This window comes from Eubacterium ramulus (assembly GCF_003122485.1).
GTDB classification, from domain to species: Bacteria; Bacillota; Clostridia; order Lachnospirales; family Lachnospiraceae; genus Eubacterium_I; species Eubacterium_I ramulus_A.
Map to the genome: position 1 here is coordinate 1 of NZ_JRFU01000004.1, position 18,568 is coordinate 18,568.

Annotated in this window: 19 protein-coding genes; 1 reads left to right on the top strand and 18 read right to left on the bottom strand. The window is 42.8% G+C overall.

What is annotated here, in order from left to right:
• Positions 1 to 48: 48 nt before the first annotated feature.
• The 14 genes from LG34_RS00340 to gpr form a co-directional block, all read right to left on the bottom strand.
• Positions 49 to 1,050: an SseB family protein gene (locus tag LG34_RS00340; protein ID WP_109214335.1), complete on the bottom strand. Its 1,002-nt coding sequence runs from the start codon at positions 1,048 to 1,050 to the stop codon at positions 49 to 51.
• Positions 1,051 to 1,062: 12 nt separating this feature from the next.
• Positions 1,063 to 1,527 (bottom strand): hypothetical protein, encoded by a 465-nt coding sequence (locus tag LG34_RS00345; protein WP_109214336.1) that lies wholly within the window; start codon positions 1,525 to 1,527, stop codon positions 1,063 to 1,065.
• A 122-nt stretch (positions 1,528 to 1,649) separates the two neighbouring features.
• Entirely contained in the window at positions 1,650 to 2,345 is a 696-nt protein-coding gene (locus tag LG34_RS00350; protein WP_109214337.1) for a S1 RNA-binding domain-containing protein, read from the bottom strand.
• Between the two features lie 38 nt (positions 2,346 to 2,383).
• Complete coding sequence (lepB, locus tag LG34_RS00355) at positions 2,384 to 3,013, bottom strand: signal peptidase I (RefSeq protein ID WP_109214338.1); 630 nt, start codon at positions 3,011 to 3,013, stop codon at positions 2,384 to 2,386.
• A gap of 9 nt (positions 3,014 to 3,022) precedes the next feature.
• Complete coding sequence (locus LG34_RS00360) at positions 3,023 to 3,778, bottom strand: exodeoxyribonuclease III (protein ID WP_109214339.1); 756 nt, start codon at positions 3,776 to 3,778, stop codon at positions 3,023 to 3,025.
• A gap of 276 nt (positions 3,779 to 4,054) precedes the next feature.
• Positions 4,055 to 5,224, bottom strand: coding sequence for a GNAT family N-acetyltransferase (locus LG34_RS17290; RefSeq protein ID WP_347486527.1), 1,170 nt, complete (start codon positions 5,222 to 5,224; stop codon positions 4,055 to 4,057).
• A gap of 108 nt (positions 5,225 to 5,332) precedes the next feature.
• Positions 5,333 to 5,986: a DUF1847 domain-containing protein gene (locus LG34_RS00370; protein ID WP_109214340.1), complete on the bottom strand. Its 654-nt coding sequence runs from the start codon at positions 5,984 to 5,986 to the stop codon at positions 5,333 to 5,335.
• A gap of 346 nt (positions 5,987 to 6,332) precedes the next feature.
• Entirely contained in the window at positions 6,333 to 7,406 is a 1,074-nt protein-coding gene (prfA, locus tag LG34_RS00375; protein WP_109214341.1) for a peptide chain release factor 1, read from the bottom strand.
• A gap of 3 nt (positions 7,407 to 7,409) precedes the next feature.
• Positions 7,410 to 8,246, bottom strand: coding sequence for a peptide chain release factor N(5)-glutamine methyltransferase (gene prmC / locus LG34_RS00380; RefSeq protein ID WP_109214342.1), 837 nt, complete (start codon positions 8,244 to 8,246; stop codon positions 7,410 to 7,412).
• Positions 8,243 to 9,241 (bottom strand): DUF1385 domain-containing protein, encoded by a 999-nt coding sequence (locus LG34_RS00385; RefSeq protein ID WP_109214343.1) that lies wholly within the window; start codon positions 9,239 to 9,241, stop codon positions 8,243 to 8,245. Before LG34_RS00385 ends, prmC begins: the two co-directional genes overlap by 4 nt.
• Before the next feature lie 107 nt (positions 9,242 to 9,348).
• Positions 9,349 to 9,549 (bottom strand): 50S ribosomal protein L31, encoded by a 201-nt coding sequence (gene rpmE / locus LG34_RS00390; protein ID WP_021739751.1) that lies wholly within the window; start codon positions 9,547 to 9,549, stop codon positions 9,349 to 9,351.
• Positions 9,550 to 9,694: 145 nt separating this feature from the next.
• Positions 9,695 to 11,209 carry a transcription termination factor Rho gene (rho, locus tag LG34_RS00395; RefSeq protein WP_109214344.1) on the bottom strand — a complete coding sequence of 505 codons (1,515 nt, stop codon included), beginning with the start codon at positions 11,207 to 11,209 and terminating at the stop codon, positions 9,695 to 9,697.
• A gap of 219 nt (positions 11,210 to 11,428) precedes the next feature.
• Positions 11,429 to 12,583: a stage II sporulation protein P gene (gene spoIIP, locus LG34_RS00400; RefSeq protein ID WP_242979757.1), complete on the bottom strand. Its 1,155-nt coding sequence runs from the start codon at positions 12,581 to 12,583 to the stop codon at positions 11,429 to 11,431.
• A gap of 108 nt (positions 12,584 to 12,691) precedes the next feature.
• Positions 12,692 to 13,762, bottom strand: a complete 1,071-nt coding sequence (gene gpr, locus LG34_RS00405) for a GPR endopeptidase (RefSeq protein WP_109214346.1) — start codon at positions 13,760 to 13,762, stop codon at positions 12,692 to 12,694.
• Between the two features lie 205 nt (positions 13,763 to 13,967).
• Between gpr and rpsT the strand changes: the two genes are divergently transcribed.
• Positions 13,968 to 14,231 carry a 30S ribosomal protein S20 gene (gene rpsT / locus LG34_RS00410; protein ID WP_109214347.1) on the top strand — a complete coding sequence of 88 codons (264 nt, stop codon included), beginning with the start codon at positions 13,968 to 13,970 and terminating at the stop codon, positions 14,229 to 14,231.
• Between the two features lie 136 nt (positions 14,232 to 14,367).
• Here the strand turns inward: rpsT and trpD are convergent, their stop codons facing one another.
• From trpD to LG34_RS00430, 4 genes are all read right to left on the bottom strand, one after another.
• Positions 14,368 to 15,381, bottom strand: a complete 1,014-nt coding sequence (trpD, locus tag LG34_RS00415) for an anthranilate phosphoribosyltransferase (protein ID WP_347486528.1) — start codon at positions 15,379 to 15,381, stop codon at positions 14,368 to 14,370.
• 143 nt (positions 15,382 to 15,524) lie between these two features.
• Positions 15,525 to 16,313, bottom strand: coding sequence for a tryptophan synthase subunit alpha (gene trpA, locus LG34_RS00420; RefSeq protein WP_109214348.1), 789 nt, complete (start codon positions 16,311 to 16,313; stop codon positions 15,525 to 15,527).
• A 106-nt stretch (positions 16,314 to 16,419) separates the two neighbouring features.
• Positions 16,420 to 17,610, bottom strand: a complete 1,191-nt coding sequence (gene trpB, locus LG34_RS00425) for a tryptophan synthase subunit beta (protein WP_109214349.1) — start codon at positions 17,608 to 17,610, stop codon at positions 16,420 to 16,422.
• Between the two features lie 160 nt (positions 17,611 to 17,770).
• Entirely contained in the window at positions 17,771 to 18,406 is a 636-nt protein-coding gene (locus LG34_RS00430) for a phosphoribosylanthranilate isomerase (protein WP_146190155.1), read from the bottom strand.
• Positions 18,407 to 18,568: the final 162 nt, after the last annotated feature.

An 18,568-nucleotide genomic window follows, 5' to 3' on the forward strand; every position in this document is an offset into this window, starting at 1 on the left:
TTGCATGACGCGCACCTCGCAACAAGAATGCCGGAGCATTCTTGAATACTATTCTGCCTGTGCATCTTCGCGATCCTCACGCACCAGTTCCAGCACGGCAGAAATCTCACTTCCGGTTGGCGGAGCAGTCTGAAGCTCCTCACGTTTTCCGGCAGCATCTACACTGCAAAGTACGTTGTCTTCGTTCGGCATTCCCTGCTCAATTGTGAAATAACGCATTTCGTTGTTCTGCGGATTCCATACAATGTACATAGAATGTGCCATCTGTGGTGCCATATTCTGTTTTGGGAGCTCAATGCTTGCCACACAGGTCTCCTCGTCAATATCAAGAATCATAATCTCAAAATCTTTTTCAGAATACGGACACGGAAGTTTATCACCGTATGGCTGACGGTACAGCGTTGCCATAAATTTGCCCTGCTTCTCTTCCAGTTTTTTCATAAACTCTGCATTTTCATTGTATACAACTCGCGGAATAATTCCCCATTCACAGGTTCTGCGGGCAAACAATTCAAACTGCGCACGACTCATCTTAAGTTCTTTCACCTCAGGTTTGCCCTGTGGTGCAGTTCCCTGTTTCTGCGCTGCTTTCAGCTGTTTCATCGCATCGATAAATTTCGGATGCAGGATCATTTTATCGGTATCTGGATTGACAATGATTCCTTTCAACTTCAGTGACGGATTAGAACCGATACGTAACAATTCGTCTATCGTCACATTCAGAATTGCCGGATATTTTCCTTTTTCTGCCATCTGTTTGGAAGATGTGTATGCCGGTGCAAAATGTTCCCCCTGTGGGTTCTGAACAATAATCGGAAGCATACGTGGTGCTGTTTTCACATCAATCTTCTCCCCACGTTTTGCTTTTTCGATCACCTGCTTTTTAATATCTGGTGGAAAATCTGCCGGTACCAGAAATCTTGTATCTCTCATCGCCTGCATCAGATTTGCCATATTTTCATTTGATTTTTCATCCAGGAATTGTTTGATTGCCTTTTCAACCTCTTTGTTTGTAAATTCCGGCATCGCCATATTTTTCTCGTTCTCCATTGCTTTACCCTCTCAACTCTCCATCATTCCACAGATCATAAACTGGTTCAGATTATAGTCTTTGCTGTTTTCGTGTATACGAATGATATTTTCACCCACAAACATAATTTTTGCATGAAAAAATCCCGGACTGGCTTCAAACAACCGTGTCTGATGCACATGGATATCACAGCGTTTATCCAGAAAATAGGTAAACGGATTCACACTGTCATCCCACTCGCGCACTACCAGCTCCTGCTCTTTTTTCAATTTACGTTCATTCATTTTGACTTCCACGATATGTTTAACATACGCTTTTGCCACCAGTCCCGTTTTATCCCGGAACTGAAACAATATATAATCGCGTCCGGAAGAAATAATTCCTACCCGGGCATAACCGACATCCTGTCCCACCATTGTAATGGTACACCATTTTCCATGCATGGAGGTACAATCAAAATATTTTCCCGGCTCATGTACAATCTTATTTGCTGCCATGATACTCCTCCGATTTTTATTTTTTTGAAAAGAGGACTATATTCCCCTTCTGATATAAAGAAGTCCCCATTGCTTCTTATTTTACACAACTGAAACAATGGGCTTTCTTAAATTTAAGTTAACTAAAATTTGAATTTTTTCAGCAGATCACCCATGGATGTTCCGATCTCTTCTGCTTCCGGAATCTCCACATGCACTTCTTCTTCCTGCTCTTTTTCCTGAAGCAGTGCTTTCATGCTGAGACTGATCTTGCCATCTTTATTTCCAATGACTTTTACCTGTACTTCCTGTCCTTCTTTCAGAACAACAGACGGATGTTTGATACGATCCAGAGAAATCTGAGAAATATGTACCAGACCGGATACACCATCGCCCAGATCTACAAATGCGCCGTAATCTTTGATAGTTTCTACTTTACCAGTCAGCACTTCGCCTTCTTTGATCTCAGCTACTTTTAATTTTTTCTCTGCATCGCGCTGCTCTTTTAAAATCTCTCTTGCAGATAATACCAGTTTGTCATTCTCAGCGTCTGCTGTGATAATGCGGACTTTCAGCTCTCTGCCAAGCCATGGATTTAAATCGTCCACATGACTTAAACTCAGTCTGGATGCAGGAATAAATCCACGTACACCCTCTACCAGTGCGATGACACCTTTATTTACGATACCGGATACGGTTACATCCAGTGTCTCCTGATTCTCATATAACTCTTTGATTTTCTCCCATGCCAGTAAAGTGTCGGTATCTTTTTCACCGTCTCCCATTACTTTATAGGATTCTTCCAGTTCTTTTTCAAAGTCTTTCATTGATTCTGCCATTTTTGTTTCCTCCATGTGCATATGCTGTCGCTTATTTATTATTTATTGGTCAATATCGCGAATTTTGAATAATATTTAAAAATCGCTTTGCCCTTGATCTCATCTTTTTTCACGTAACTGTACGGTTCTGCTTCTTCCGGTGTCGAAGCTTTTCCCTCGTTTAACGCGATCTGTGCCCAAAAACGACCGTCTTCCGAATCGTTTCGGTTATCACCCAGTACAAAATAACATCCCTCTGGTACTTTAAACGTATAACCGTCATTTTCCCAGGTCCATGTTTCCTTCAAGTAATCTTCTTCCAGCGGTTCTGACGATCCATCGATATAAATTTTGCCATCCCGGATCTCAACGGTCTCACCCGGCAGTCCGATCACACGCTTAATGTAAGTCTGCTTCTCATCCACCGGATAGGAAAACAGGATAATATCTCCACGCTGCGGCTCATCAAACCAGTAAGAAAAACGGAAGCCAATCAGACGATCCTTGGTCATGATCGTATTTTCCATGGATCCGGACGGTACTCTGACATTGATAATGACAAACTGCGTCAACACGAAAACCACCGCGATCACGATCACGAACATCCGAACCCAGCTAACCACTTCTTTTCGCATATCACCTTTTTTTTCTTCTGTCTTATTGTTTTCTGTTTCTTGTTCTTTCTTCATGCCAAACTCCTAAATTTCAATATCCAATTCCACCGGACAGTGATCCGATCCAAACACTTCCGTATGGATCTTCGCATCCTGCAACCGGTCTTTTAATGACTCTGACACAACAAAATAATCAATTCTCCATCCAGCATTTTTCTCCCGGGCTTTAAACCGGTAAGACCACCAGGAATAAATGCCCGTCTGCTCCGGATAAAAATAACGGTAGGTATCGATCATGCCGCTTGCCAGAACGTTGGAAAATTTGCCACGCTCCTCATCGGTAAAACCGGCATTTTTGCGGTTTGTCTTCGGGTTTTTCAGATCGATCTCCTGATGTGCCACATTTAAGTCTCCGGCATAGATCACCGGTTTTGTCTCTTCCAGAGATTTAATATAAGCAAGGAAATCATCTTCCCACTTCATACGATAATCCAGACGTGCCAATTCACTCTGGGAATTCGGCGTATATACTGTCACAAAGAAAAAGTCCTCATATTCCAGTGTGATCACACGACCTTCATGGTCATGTTCTTCGATCCCGATTCCATAGCGTACGGACAACGGTGTCTGCTTCGTAAATACTGAGGTACCGGAATAACCTTTTTTCTCCGCATAGTTCCAATATTGTTCATATCCTTCCAGGTCAAGCTGAATCTGCCCTTCCTGAAGTTTTGTCTCCTGAACACAAAAAATATCTGCGTCCGCCTCGTGAAAGAAATCCAGAAATCCTTTCTGTACACAGGCACGCAAACCATTGACATTCCATGAAATTAATTTCATTCCAAACTTCCTTTTCCAGTTGCTTTCTCCCATGTATTTTGACAGTCATCCTGTTTTTCTGCGGATTTCTGTGAATACACAGTGATAATAATTGTAGCTATTTTTCATACTGGATTAGTATAGCATATCAGGCGGCAGACAGCAAGATTTATTCCAATTCTATATTGTTCCGACCCTGTGTTTATTCCAGTTTTATCCCAATCCTGCTCTCATTCCGATTCCGTGTTTATTCTAATGTTATCCCAATTCTGTTATTGCTCCGATCCTGTGCCTACTCTAATCCACCGGTTCCGTTTTTGCATTCTTTTTTCTCAGTCTGGAAAACCAGATCATCGGCTCTGGATGCTGCGGACGCTCACACAGGCTTTTCTCCATCCATACCATATTGTACCAGTGATCAAATTTATAGGCGCACTGATGAAATTTTCCCACCATTTTGTAACCCTGATGAGCATGGAAGTCCACACTGTCTTTGGTCAGATAAACATCCTTTTCCTGATCTGGATAAGCGATGCAGGCATTTACACAGACTATGTGTTGTCTGAGCAGCGCCTCTTCCAACGCTACATATAATTTTTTCCCAATTCCCTGTCCTTTTGCGTCCATTTTCACATAGATTGATGTCTCCACTGCCCAGTCATAAGCCGCACGCTCATGCAGCGGACCTGCATAGGCATACCCGACGATTCTTCCGTCCTGCTCTGCCACCAAATACGGATATTTCACCAATGTCTGTTCGATTCTCCGGGTAAATGCCTCCAGCGTTGGTACTTCGTATTCAAAAGTAATCGCTGTCTGCAAAATATAAGGCGCATATATGTCTAAAATTTCTTTTGCATCCAAAGGTGTTGCAATTCGGATCTGAAGCTTCGTATTTACTTCTGAGGATGTCACTGTATGTGCTATCTCTGTTGCATCTGTTATATCGGATTCTTTTAAATCTTTCTCTTCCATATGGGGATTTTGTGCGATTTTCTTTTCATCTTCTTCCTTAGATGTTTTTTCAAACGCAACTCTCGGACTTCCATCATCTACATAAATAATGCCACATTTTTCAAACCCGTTTTTCAGGATCAGATGCTGCATCACTTTGTTATTCTCATGGGTATCAATACGTAAATGCTGGATTTTTTTCCACGCAAATGCAAGTACCTGCTCCATGATACCATGGGCTTCCGATGCAGAAGCGATCCGATGAATCGTTCCATAAAGACTCGTATCTTTCCAACTGCCCTGCTCAATATTCTGATAAGTCGGATCCTCTCCTATGATCAGGGCAAATACTCCCTGAAGCCGATCCCGCTCCTCTATCACATATAATTGTTCTTTTTCAATATCTTTTCGTAACGTTTCTTCCGTTGGACGTGTCTGTCCCCACTGGGTTGGATTGCCATGTTCTGCCATAAATTTGCGGGCATACACATAGATTTCCTGTATGTTATCCAAATCCTTTTCCTTTGCCAAACGAATCACTGTGTTTCAACCTCTTTTCCAAATGATTTTTTATCAAATCTTAGTTTTGCCAATTCTGGTTTTTATTAATCCCAGTTTTGGCTAATCCTGTGGACATAATTTGTTGTGATAATATCCATCCGCTGCATACAATGCTGCCACCGGATTATGACCAAGCACGCGGTCTTTTACCACCAGTGTCGTTGTTAGTCCTTCGGCATATTTGTAAAACATACTGTCATGTCCCACGCAAAGTCCCATCACAATATTCAGATCCGTGTGCTCTGCATTCAGCATCTTTGCCTGTAAAATAGGATTGCACATGTTCACACCGGTGTTTTCACAGGTTTTTGGAATCCCAACTTCTGTTTTACGCACCGTACCTGCTTTACAGGCGACACCGTACACCTCAAATCCATGACTGCGTAAAATTTTGGTCAGTGTACGTGTCTCACGGATCAGTCCCACACAGGTAGCAATACCGATTTTCTTTGCACCGATCCGTTTTGCAAATTCAATGGTTTCCTCCACGCGGCACATCTGACAATAATAATCACTCTCCACACCTGCCGCTGCAAGTGTTACTTTTTTATTTTCCTCGTCATCATATAAGCGGATCACTTCGCCTAACAGTGTCTCATCCATAGCTGTTGTCAGGCAGAAGTCCGGATAATACTTGTCCATTTTATTGCAATTTGTTACACCACAGTCGACACAACTGTGGAGCACTTTCTTACATTCACTATTCTCGCCCATTATGTAATTCCTCCAAATTTTTGATATATTGTATTTATTATACACTATTTTCTTATCGCACTCACTTTCATTTTTGAACGCAAAAAATAAGATACCCCACACTTAATTTGTGAAGTATAATAAGTATATAACACCTCCTCTATTTTTCAAAGAAAAACTATTTTACATAAAAAGTGTTAAAATCAGCAAGTCACATAAAACTCCCAATCAGATACAAAAAACCTTGGGGAACTGTTTTTTTACAATTCCTCAAGGTTATTCTTAGTTTTTTACTTGATGTCTGTTTTTCTCACAGGCTAAAACTTTTGCCCTAAAACTGGATAATCGCTTTTGCCCTGTGATAAAATTAATTTTCATTCATCTTCGCAAGTTTTGCTGCCTGATCAGCTGCGATCAGTGCATCAATGATCTCCTGAATATCACCATTCATAATGGACTCCAGACGATACAGTGTCAGTTTAATACGATGATCTGTCACACGTCCCTGTGGGAAGTTGTAAGTACGGATCTTCTCGGAACGGTCTCCGGTTCCGACCTGACTTCTTCTTGCCTCTGCCTCAGCATCATGTGCTTTCTGGCATTCCATATCATACAGTTTTGCACGAAGTACTTTTAAGGCTTTATCTTTGTTTTTCAACTGAGATTTCTCATCCTGACAGGAAATTACGATACCTGTCGGGATATGTGTCAGTCGAACAGCAGAGTCAGTTGTGTTGACACACTGTCCACCGTTTCCGGATGCACGGAATACATCGAATTTACAGTCGTTCATATCAATCTGTACATCTACTTCCTCTGCCTCTGGCATGATTGCAACAGTGATGGTGGAAGTATGGATACGTCCGCCGGACTCTGTCTCCGGTACACGCTGTACACGGTGCACACCACTCTCATATTTCAGTAAAGAATAAGCACCCTGACCGGTTACCATGAAGCTGACATACTTCATACCGCCGATACCGATTTCCTCCACGTCCATGGTCTCAACTTTCCATCGTTTGCTCTCTGCATAGTGTACATACATACGGTAGATTTCTGCTGCAAACAGTGCTGCCTCGTCTCCACCGGCGCCTGCACGGATCTCCACGATAACGTTTTTGTCATCGTTCGGATCTTTCGGAAGCAGAAGGATTTTTAATTTCTGCTCTAATTCTTCTACTTTTTCTTTGGACTCTGCCAGTTCTTCTTTTGCAAGCTCGCGAAGTTCCTCATCGCTCTCCTCCTGCAACATGGCAAGACTGTCCTCGATGTTCTGTTTATTTTCTTTATACTCTTTGTATGCTTCTACGATCGGAGCCAGATCTGCCTGCTCCTTCATCAGTTTCTGGAAACGTTTCGGGTCATTTGCCACATCCGGCTCACTCAGCATACTGAGTAACTCTTCAAAACGCACCAGTGTATCTTCCAGTCTGTCAAACATAGTTTATCTCCTTCCTCTCACAACCCGGTCAAGTCCCGCCAGATCGCGAATCACTTTTATATCATTAAATCCATGTTCTTTCATAAATCCGCTGACTGCTTCTGCCTGATCATGACCGATCTCATACAGCAGATAGCCGCCGTCATTCAGATGAGCAACGCTTTCTTCCGTAATCCTCCGGTAAAAATAAAGCCCGTCCGCTTTTCCGTCCAACGCTCCCATCGGTTCATGGTCACGCACTTCCGGCATCAGCGTATCGATCACGTTACTCGGAATGTAAGGCGGATTCGATACAATCATATCAAATCTGCCGGAAATTTCCGAAAACAAATCACTGTGAACAAAGCTCACCGGCACCTGATTCTGCAATGCATTGTGCTTTGCCACCTGCAATGCTTCTTTCGAAATATCTGCCCCGGTCACTTTTGTATCTGGACAAAAGGACTGAATACTGATTCCAATGCATCCAGAACCAGTACACAAATCCAAAACTTCCGCATCCGGCATCTTATTTTTTAAGATCTGAATGGCTTCTTCCACCAGCACTTCCGTATCCTGACGCGGAATCAGTACATGTTCATTGACCGCAAAGGGCAGTCCCATAAATTCCTGTTCTCCGGTCAGATACTGCAACGGCATCCGCTGACAGCGTTTTTCCGTCAGGTCCAGATAAGCCTTTTCCTGTTCCGGATTCATCTCATCCCGCTCATGCAGCAGATAAAAACTGCGGCTGATCTGGCAGACTGCTTCTATAAGAAACCAGCTTTCTGCCGCCTCATTTTCCACACCTGCAGCTTTCAGCAGCGCTGCTGCCTGCATTCTTGCTTCCCGGTATGTCATGGCTTTTTCTCCTGCACTTTCTGCTCAGCATCTTCAGATTTTGTATCAGCATTGACTGCCTCTGAAACACCTTCTTCCGCACGGATCTCTGCAATATAGCTTCTCCAGTCAAACACAGCTTCCACAGAAGCAATGCCGACCTCGATCATGTCGTCATCCGGCTCCTTTGTGGTCAGTCCCTGCATCCACAAACCCGGTTTACTGATCAGATTGATCACCGGATTATCGCTACGGCCTGCTGCACGCAGCAGCTCATAGGAAACGCCCGCGATCACCGGCACCAGCGCTAAGCGAAGCACCAGACGCAATGCATGAGAATCCACACGGATAAACAGAAACAAGATTACGCTGATGATCACGACAAACATCAGAAAACTTGTGCCACAGCGTTTGTGCTCCTTGGAGCTCTTCCGCACATTTTCCACATTCAGTTCCAATCCATGTTCGATGCAGTTGATGCATTTATGCTCCGCACCATGATACATGAACACACGCTGAATCTCTTTCATCTTTGAGATCAGCAATATATATCCGATAAAAATTGCAAGACGAAGGATTCCTTCGATCACTGCTACAACCATATCGCTCGCAATAAACCGGGAACACAGTACCGACAGATAATAAGGCAGGATCATGAAAATAGCGACTGCCAGTATAATAGACAACGCTACCGTTCCGCCCATCATGGCATTTTCCTTTGCCTTTTTCTTCTCTGCGGTATCCTGCTTCTTCTCCTTTGATTCTTCTTCATCCTCAAAAAAAGAAGCGGAATACATCAGCGTGGACATTCCAAGCACCAGAGAGTCAATAAAACTCAACACGCCGCGCACCAGCGGAATCTTCTGCCACACTTCTCCCGGAACAATTCCTTTATATTCTTTTGTCATGACTTCAATTTCCTGATCCGGTTTACGGACTGCCACTGCATACCGTTCCTTATTTTTCATCATGACACCTTCCATGACGGCCTGACCGCCAATTCCAGAATATCGCATAGAAATTCCTCTCCGTTTCGTCAAACTCAGAAAACATAAAATTTCCTGCTTAACAAAACAGGTTGAGATTTTGCAACCTCAACCTGATTTTCACACATATCTTACTATTATTTTAAGCCGTATTTCTTGTTGAACTTATCAATACGTCCACGTGCCTGAGCTGCTTTCTGCTGTCCTGTATAGAATGGATGGCATTTAGAACAAATCTCTACGTGAATATCGCTCTTTGTAGAACCTGTTACGAATGTGTTTCCGCAGTTACAGGTTACAGTTGCCTGATAATAATCCGGATGGATTCCTTCTCTCATTAATTTCACCTCGCATACCAAATTTCTTTGTAATTCTACTTACGTCTATGAAAAACAATAAACTTGTTAATCTTTCTGTACCGCGCGCTCACGGTACACAGCTTTCATATTATAGCATGCACTTTTTTCTATTGCAAGCAGTTTTTTAGAAAAATTTCCGTTTTTTTACAAGTTCCACGAACTCATGATTATTTTTGGTACGAACAAACATATTCAGTATATTTTCTACTGCTTCGTCGGACTTCATGCCGTTGAATGCTTTTCTCATAATATAAGTAGCTTCCTGTTCTTCTTTATCTAAAAGAAGATCTTCTCTACGTGTTCCGGACTTCACAATGTCGATGGCCGGGAAGATACGTTTTTCGGACAGACGGCGATCCAGAACAAGCTCCATGTTACCGGTTCCTTTGAATTCTTCATAAACAACATCATCCATCTTGCTTCCTGTCTCAACCAGAGCGGTTGCAAGAATTGTCAGGCTGCCGCCCTCACGCATGTTTCTGGCTGCACCAAAGAATCGTTTCGGCATATGTAATGCCGCTGGATCCAGACCACCGGATAACGTACGTCCACTTGGCGGAACGACTAAGTTGTACGCTCTTGCCAGACGGGTGATACTGTCCAGAAGAATCATGACATCCTGACCATGCTCTACCAGACGTTTTGCACGCTCAATTACCATTTCGGATACACGTTTGTGGTGCTCCGGAAGTTCGTCGAAAGTAGAATAAATAACTTCTACGTTATCGCCTTCGATAGCCTCTTTGATATCTGTTACCTCCTCCGGGCGCTCATCAATCAGCAGAATGATCATATGCATGTCCGGATTATTGGTCTTTACAGCGGTTGCTACTTTTTTCAATAAAGTTGTCTTTCCTGCTTTTGGCGGAGAAACGATCATACCACGCTGCCCTTTACCAACTGGGGAAATCAAATCCATAATTCGCATAGCTGTCTCATTTGGCTTTGTTTCCAGACGCAGACGCTCATTCGGGAAGATTGGTGTCAGATCTTCAAACGGTTTACGGTTCATTGCCTCATACGGCGGATATCCGTTTACGGTGCTAACATACAGCAGGGCGCTGAATTTCTCACCCTGGGATTTGATACGTTTGTTTCCGCACACAATATCGCCTGTTTTTAAATTGAAGCGGCGGATCTGGGACGGTGCCACATACACGTCATTGTCACCCGGCAGATAATTTTCACAACGGATAAATCCGTAACCGTCCGGCATAACTTCCAGAATACCGTTCGCCTGTTCTCCACTGTCTAGAGATGCCTCATCCTTTCGGATCTGCTCTAATTCTTCCTCTGTCTTCTTTTCTTCTGAATGGTCAGAAGTATCCCTGTCCTCACGGCGCGTATTTGTTCTGGTGCTGTAACGTCCCGGTTTACGCTCTCTGACATAGGTTCTGCCTGCAGGTTTTGCTGCTTCCTCTGCATTATCTTTTGACTCTGTCTTTTCTTCTGTCTTCTTCTCTTCTGTTGCCTTTTCTTCTGCTGCTTTTGCCTTTTCCACTGCTACTTCTTTCTCATCTTCCTGCAGCATACGTTCAATGAGATCTGCCTTCTTTAAAGCAGATACTCCTTTTAATCCTCTTGTCTTGGCAAGGTCTTTTAAAACAGCAAGCGATAAGCTCTCGTACTTTTCTCTCATTTAAAATATACCCTCCAGTAAACTATCTGATGTAATTCATTTGGTTCCTGTAATATGAATGGACCTCTGTCCCGATCAAACTGAAACAAAAACATTTTTAAATACATTATAAAAAATGATTCATCCTTGGAATTTCTGTCAGAACCGACACGAATACTTATTAATTTAGTATTATACACTAATTTTAGTTAAATAGGAAGTGTTTTTTATCATTCTTAACTATTTCCCACTCAGCACCCGATCCAGCACCTGTGCCAGCGGATCCATGGCATTGACTGCCTCCTGCAGAGTGTTTGTCTGGGCGCCCACTTCGATCAATAGTGATTTTGGACAAAGATGCATATTGTAACGATAACTTTTCAGATAAATTTTCCTTGTAAAACCCGGATACAGTTCTGTGGCGGCAAGCTGCATTTTCAGAGACATTGCCAGATTATCTTCGATATAAGGGTTGCGCAGATAATCAATATCTCCAGTAGCGGTTGTTTTACTCAATCCGTTAAAAAACATCACCTGCGCCATATCCACGCCATTGATATTTGCTGCCAGACGCGTGGTATCTGCCACACCGTCACGATGCAGATCGATCACCACTTCAATGGACGGATGATCCTGTAAAATTTTCTGGATCACAGGTGCTGCCACATTGTAGGCATGATCCCGATCCGTGTCATAAATTCCTGTATCATGTAAAACGTGATAGCCATATGTATCCTGCAAAAGCTGCGTCAGTCGGTTTCCCACAGCAATCACGGAAGTATTTGGATCTCCCGGTGTGGAATCCGCATAACCTTCGGAACCGTGGGTATGATAGATCAGAATCTGCGGCACATCTTCTGTTGTTTTCTGAATCGTACAATCTTTATTTAGCAGATTTTGCACCACAAGTTGAGAGCTATTAATCGTGGTGGACTTATCCACGGTATAATAATGTTGAATCAGATAATCAAAATCATTTAATTTTTCCAGAGATACTGCATTTCCACCTGCCGACACAGCTGTCGTAGCCACGTCACCCGATGATGCATCAGCTTCATTTGATTGTGTATTCTCAGGATCTGTTTGATTTGCATCGGTATCACTATTTCCAGCAGAATCATCCACCGTCTGTGTCTCCTGTGGATCTTTTTTTACCAAAATCTGATCATAAGACAGCTGACTTTCTGACTGCATATCATACATCGTCGTATCGTCTTCTATCTGATAAGCAGTCTGATCCCCATCTCCTGCGGTCAGCACCGGCGCATACTGCTTCAGCATCAGATAACAGATCTGATATTGCAGACGATTCCACAGACTGGTATTACGGACTCCTAATATACAGATCCACAGAAACAGACTGCTGCCAATCAACAGTACACCTGCTGTGATCATACGTTTTCTTCTTTCTTTTCGCCTTCTTTTTTTCGTTATTTTCAACATGTCACATTCCTTTTCCCCGTATATAAGTATATGAAGAAATCCTGTTCTTATGACATGTTTTTAGCCGCAAAATGCCTGATTGATTGCTTCGGAAATCGTATAACTCATACGCTTGATCTCCGCATCAATGTCCTTTGGTGTCACAAACATATGATTTAACTGCGGAGATAACAGTTCCCGGATCAGATTCCGATGCTCTGCTTCCGTCAATTTCCCCCAGGATCTTTTTAACGGCTGCAGACTTTCCGCATGTGCCAGTTCATCAATTAATGTTGACATGGAATCATAAACAATCGTTGCTGCTTCCACTACCGTCGGAATACCGATGGCAATCACCGGAATTCCCGTTGTTTCTTTTGTAATGCTATAGCGATGATTGCCAACACCGGAGCCGGGATAAATTCCCGTATCTGTGATCTGGATCGTGCGCCCTAAACGGCGAACGCTTCGCGCTGCCAGTGCATCCACCACAATCAGATAATCCGGCTGTACTTCATGGATAATTCCGGCTATGATCTCCTGACTTTCCATACCGGTCTGCGCCATAACGCCAGGTACAATGGCACTGATAGGCTGCACCTGTTCATTTTCATAGGCCCGTCTGCCAAATTCTTTTATAATGTGCCGGGTAATATACAGATTGTCTGCCACCTGTGGACCTAATGCATCCGGTGTTACCAGACGGTTACCTAGTCCTGCCACCAGAATTGATGTGCCGATTTCTTCTTTTTTATCAATATTTTGATTGACTTCAGCAAAATGTGTACTGCTCTTTCTTTCTATATTTTCTGAATCCTCTCGACTTTGTGATCCAACTCCCCTCTGTACACCTCTTTTTCCACTATCTTCCACCGGAATCAGTTCTTTCAGGATTTCTGCCAACCGCTTTGAAATTTCTCTGTGGTAATCCTCATCATCCTCGATCATTTCCGCCGCTTCTAATGTAATATAGGTTCCTTTCGGTTTTCCCATCTGCTTTGCCCCATTCTCCGTCGTAATCCGCACGGTTGTAATGTGAATCTGCTCCTCTTCAAAATCTTCTTCTGTAACAGTGATCCCTTTTGCCTCTTCCTGCGCCTTTGTAATCCGTTCATTTTCCTCTACCGCAAGGTCTGTTCTGACTTCAAACATACAAAAAATACCCCAACTTTTCTAAATAATCCTAGTATTTCAAAAAATACAAACAATTATACCAATTTTTTCATTTTTTTCGGTTTTTCTATTGACAATTCCAATTTCCGACCTTATAATACATGAGTATGTTTACATTAGTTCGTCCGTGTCCGGCTTTAATGTAACAATCATTTAAGAATTCTCAGCATGGGAGGTGTACAGATTGGCTAACATTAAATCAGCAAAGAAAAGAATCTTAGTTGCGCAGACAAAGACAGAAAGAAATAAATCTATCCGTTCTTCAGTGAAAACAGCTATTAAAAAAGTAGAGGCAGCTGTTGCAGCAAACGATAAAGAAGCAGCTACTGCAGCATTAGTATCCGCTACTTCCGTTATCAGCAAAGCTGAATCCAAAGGTGTTTATCACAAAAACAATGCTTCCAGAAAAGTTGCTCGTTTAGCAAAATTAGTAAACAGCATTGCGTAACAAGTGCGAATAAATACGAATTAATAAAGAACAATTGGTGCCGTCATACCAGTTGTTCTTTTTATTTTATAAGTTCTTATGAATATATTTATAGTTAATATTCCTACAACCGGTAAGGATTTATCCATCTTATTGCTTATTTTGTATAATTTACCAGATTTCCAAGCACTTCTGCTGCTTTTCCAGAATCAATCGCTTCTTTTGCCAGAATGATTCCATCTGCAATACTGTCTGCTTTTCCGCCAATGTAAAGAGCTGCTCCTGCATTCAGCAGCACGATCTCACGTTTTGCTCCCTGCTCTTTTCCAGAAAGGATCGCGCGTGTAATCTCTGCATTTTCTGCAGCAGTTCCACCCTGCAGTTCTGCCAGATCTACGGTCTTAAATCCAAAATCTTCCGGTGCAATTTCATATGTTTTTACAGCTCCATCTTTTAATTCTGATACAACCGTCTTTGTGCTCAATGTAATTTCATCCATATGATCTCTGCCGCTGACTACCAGTGCACGTTTTACACCAAGCTGTCCCATAACATTTGCAATAGTTTCCGTCAGAGCCGGATCATACACACCGACTACCACACCTTTTGCTCCAGATGGGTTTGCCAGAGGACCAAGAATGTTAAACACGGTACGGACGCCCATCTCGCTTCGCGCCTGTCCTACAAACCGCATGGATTTATTAAAAGTCTGCGCAAACATAAATCCAATACCGACATCATCCACACAAGCCTCTACTTTTTCCGGCTCCATCATAATATTTACACCAAGCTGCTCTAATACGTCACCCGCTCCACTCTTACTTGAAATGGATCGATTGCCGTGTTTTGCCACTGGCACTCCAGCTGCTGCCGTTACAATAGCAGATGTCGTAGAAATATTGAAGGAATAGGTGCAGTCTCCGCCGGTTCCTACCAGATCGATAAAATTGTCAGAATGTGGATGAATGTGCTCTGCTTTATCTGCCAGCACAGATGCCAGACCAACGATCTCATCAATGGTCTCACCTTTCATATGCAATCCGGTCAAAAATGCGCCGATCTGCGCCTGTGTGGCTGCGCCAGTCAGAAGAAGCTCCATTACTTCTTCTGCCTCTGCACGGGTCAGATCCTGTCTGTCTGCTACTCTCTGAATTGCCTGCTTCATATCCATGATACTAATTCTCCTTTTTTACAACCAACTACTCATAAATCTGTTCTTGCACATATAAAAAGCTGTTTTTCCTCTATTCCTCTTTCTAAATTCGTACATATGCAGAATTTATGATCTTAAAATATTTTTCTACTTTATCTCATTTACTTCAGCTCTGACTTAAAAGTCTGAATGTATTCTTTTGCCACATCCAGATCATACTGATTTTCTTCCATCAGATTGATGAAATGGGAACCAACAATTGCTCCATCAATAATGTCTTTCATCGGCTCTACATCTGCCGTGGTGCGAATACCAAATCCCATCATGATTGGAATCTGTGCCTGCTCTTTTACAGATTTCAGATAAGAAATTACTTCTTTATGGAAGTTTGCACCCTGACCGGTGACACCCATGGAGGATACACAATATACAAATCCTCTTGCATCTTTCAAAATCTCCGGGATACGTTTGTCAGATACCGGCGCTACCAACTGGATCAGGATGGTTGCATTCTGTTTTGCCAGTGCATCTTTTAACGGTTGCTGCTCTTCCAGCGGAAGATCCGGAATGATCAGTCCGTCTACGCCAACCTCTGCGCATTTTTCTGCAAATGCTTCTAATCCATAATGAAGCACGGTATTGTAATACATCATAAATACGATCGGCAGCTCGCATCCGTCTTTGCGGACACCGTCTACCAGTTCAAAACACTTGCGCAGGTTGGTTCCTTTTAAAATAGAACGGTAGGACGCATCCTGAATAACCGGACCATCTGCTGCCGGATCAGAAAACGGAATACCAAGTTCCAGAATATCCAGTCCTGCTTCTTCCTGTGCACGGATCAGTTTTGCACAATGCTCCATATCCGGAAGTCCTGCAGTAATATATGTAATAAATGCTTTTTCGTTTTTTTCCTGTAATGTCTGTAATTTTTTCTCTATACGGTTCATAGTCTTCTACTCCAAATTTAATTTTCCATAATTGCTTAATTTACTAATTCATGCTGTTTGTTTTAAATAGTTTTTTTATTTCGTCATCTATCTGGTCAATGATTCATTAATTCAGATAACCTTTTCCTGCCAGATAGTTTGCAATAGTATTAACATCTTTGTCACCACGTCCGGACAGACACACGATCATGGACTGCTCCGGTGTCATTTCTTTCGCTTTTTTGAAAGCATAAGCCATTGCGTGTGCACTCTCGATGGCTGGAATGATTCCTTCTAATTCACAAAGCTCCATCAGCGCCTCCATTGCCTCTGTATCTGTGATGGATACGTACTGTGCTCTGCCGCTGTCACGCAGATATGCATGCTCCGGTCCAACGCCCGGGTAATCCAGTCCGGCAGAAATAGAATGTGCCAGCTGAATGTTTCCATCCTCATCCTGAAGCAGATAGGAACGCATGCCATGCAGGGTTCCAGGCTCGCCAAGTGCCATAGCTGCCGCATGTTTTCCGGTCTCTACACCAAGTCCGGCTGCTTCCACACCAATCAGCTGTACATCTTTTTCGTCAATAAATTCTGCAAACATTCCGATGGAGTTGGAACCGCCGCCCACGCAGGCCACAACCACGTCAGGAAGTTTTCCTTCTGCTTCGTAATGCTGCGCTTTTGCTTCTTTACTGATGACGCGCTGGAACTCTTTGACCATCTTCGGATACGGATACGGACCTACGGCAGAACCGATAACATAGAAGGTATCTTCTGCTGTTTTTGCCCATGTACGAATCGCTTCGTTTGTGGCGTCTTTTAAGGTGTTGCTGCCTGACTCTACGCTGACAACTTTTGCACCAAGCATTTCCATACGCATTACGTTCAATGCCTGACGCTCAATATCTTCTTTTCCCATGTAAACGGTGCATTCCATGTCAAACAGTGCTGCGCCAGTTGCTGTTGCCACGCCATGCTGACCTGCTCCGGTCTCTGCGATGACTTTCTTTTTACCCATACGTTTTGCCAGAAGGATCTGACCGATAACGTTGTTGATCTTGTGGGCACCGGTATGATTTAAATCTTCACGTTTCAGATAGATTTTTGTACCGTATTTTTTGCTGAGACGTTCTGCATAATATAATGGTGTCTCACGTCCGACATACTGTTTCAGATAATAGTTATACTGATCGATAAACTCCGGATCTTTGATGGCTGCCTCAAAAGCCTCATCCAGTTCCTCTAATGTATTCATTAATGACTCGGACACGTACTGTCCACCAAATTCTCCATAATATGTATTTTTCTTGTTCATGTTTTTTACCTTTCTGCCTCTATCAAATGTTACTTTGTATTTTTCGAATCGAATTTTTATAAGTTATATCATGAGCTAAAACAGCTCATAATCAACACTCGTCACTTGCCAATCATATCAGCATGCTGACTCGTTTACACTCATTATACCTTGCGGCTTCTTAGCAGTGCTTTGCGGCTGAAATAAATTTCCGAATCAAAGCTGCATCTTTGACTCCGTCCCGTTCCACACCACTGCTGACATCTACCACGTCCGGGTGCAGCATATGGATTCCGGTTTGCACGTTTTCTATATTCAGACCGCCTGCTAAAATAAACTGCCGGTTCTGTATTTTCAATTTTTCCGGAAATACAAATGTTTTTTCTTCTGCTTCCCATCCGAAAGTTTTACCGGATCCATATTCCGCTCCGTCTACCACATAACCTTGGATGTTCGGTGACTGTATAAACAGCTCATCTGCATCTACCTCTGTACTTCCTGCGATATTTACCGCCTGCCACAGTGCCAGACCGCCGTCTGACTGGCAGTCCGCTGGGATGGTTCCATGAATCTGGATCAGATCAAATCCCAGATTCTGCATCCGTTTCACTTCATCCTTTGATGGACTGACACACACCGCAACAGACTGGATATTCGGATTTTTTTTCAATTCTTTTAATAACATCTCTGATTTTTCATAGCTGATATTTCGTTTGCTTTTTTCAAAAAAGACAAATCCTGCATAATCAGCGCCATATGTATTGACTGCTTCGATGTCCTCCAGTCTGCTCAGACCGCATATCTTTACTTTTGTCATGTCTTTCACACCTGCACAAATTATTTTTTGAAGAATACTTCTTGTACTTTTTTCAAGAAGAATATAGAAATCATACTTATACGAATGACTCACTCTTTATCCTCAAACAATCATTTTCATCTCAGTCTGAGTTGAGACTCCCACTTCTGCAAGTGGTGAGTA

What these genes read in the sequence shown, in the direction of transcription:
- LG34_RS00340 (WP_109214335.1), bottom strand. Translation starts at nt 1,050, where the DNA reads ATGGAGAACGAGAAAAATATGGCGATGCCGGAATTTACAAACAAAGAG.
- LG34_RS00345 (WP_109214336.1), bottom strand. Translation starts at nt 1,527, where the DNA reads ATGGCAGCAAATAAGATTGTACATGAGCCGGGAAAATATTTTGATTGT.
- LG34_RS00350 (WP_109214337.1), bottom strand. Translation starts at nt 2,345, where the DNA reads ATGGCAGAATCAATGAAAGACTTTGAAAAAGAACTGGAAGAATCCTAT.
- lepB (WP_109214338.1), bottom strand. Translation starts at nt 3,013, where the DNA reads ATGAAGAAAGAACAAGAAACAGAAAACAATAAGACAGAAGAAAAAAAA.
- LG34_RS00360 (WP_109214339.1), bottom strand. Translation starts at nt 3,778, where the DNA reads ATGAAATTAATTTCATGGAATGTCAATGGTTTGCGTGCCTGTGTACAG.
- LG34_RS00370 (WP_109214340.1), bottom strand. Translation starts at nt 5,986, where the DNA reads ATGGGCGAGAATAGTGAATGTAAGAAAGTGCTCCACAGTTGTGTCGAC.
- prfA (WP_109214341.1), bottom strand. Translation starts at nt 7,406, where the DNA reads ATGTTTGACAGACTGGAAGATACACTGGTGCGTTTTGAAGAGTTACTC.
- prmC (WP_109214342.1), bottom strand. Translation starts at nt 8,246, where the DNA reads ATGACATACCGGGAAGCAAGAATGCAGGCAGCAGCGCTGCTGAAAGCT.
- LG34_RS00385 (WP_109214343.1), bottom strand. Translation starts at nt 9,241, where the DNA reads ATGCGATATTCTGGAATTGGCGGTCAGGCCGTCATGGAAGGTGTCATG.
- rpmE (WP_021739751.1), bottom strand. Translation starts at nt 9,549, where the DNA reads ATGAGAGAAGGAATCCATCCGGATTATTATCAGGCAACTGTAACCTGT.
- rho (WP_109214344.1), bottom strand. Translation starts at nt 11,209, where the DNA reads ATGAGAGAAAAGTACGAGAGCTTATCGCTTGCTGTTTTAAAAGACCTT.
- spoIIP (WP_242979757.1), bottom strand. Translation starts at nt 12,583, where the DNA reads ATGATCACAGCAGGTGTACTGTTGATTGGCAGCAGTCTGTTTCTGTGG.
- gpr (WP_109214346.1), bottom strand. Translation starts at nt 13,762, where the DNA reads ATGTTTGAAGTCAGAACAGACCTTGCGGTAGAGGAAAATGAACGGATT.
- trpD (WP_347486528.1), bottom strand. Translation starts at nt 15,381, where the DNA reads ATGGATATGAAGCAGGCAATTCAGAGAGTAGCAGACAGACAGGATCTG.
- trpA (WP_109214348.1), bottom strand. Translation starts at nt 16,313, where the DNA reads ATGAACCGTATAGAGAAAAAATTACAGACATTACAGGAAAAAAACGAA.
- trpB (WP_109214349.1), bottom strand. Translation starts at nt 17,610, where the DNA reads ATGAACAAGAAAAATACATATTATGGAGAATTTGGTGGACAGTACGTG.
- LG34_RS00430 (WP_146190155.1), bottom strand. Translation starts at nt 18,406, where the DNA reads ATGACAAAAGTAAAGATATGCGGTCTGAGCAGACTGGAGGACATCGAA.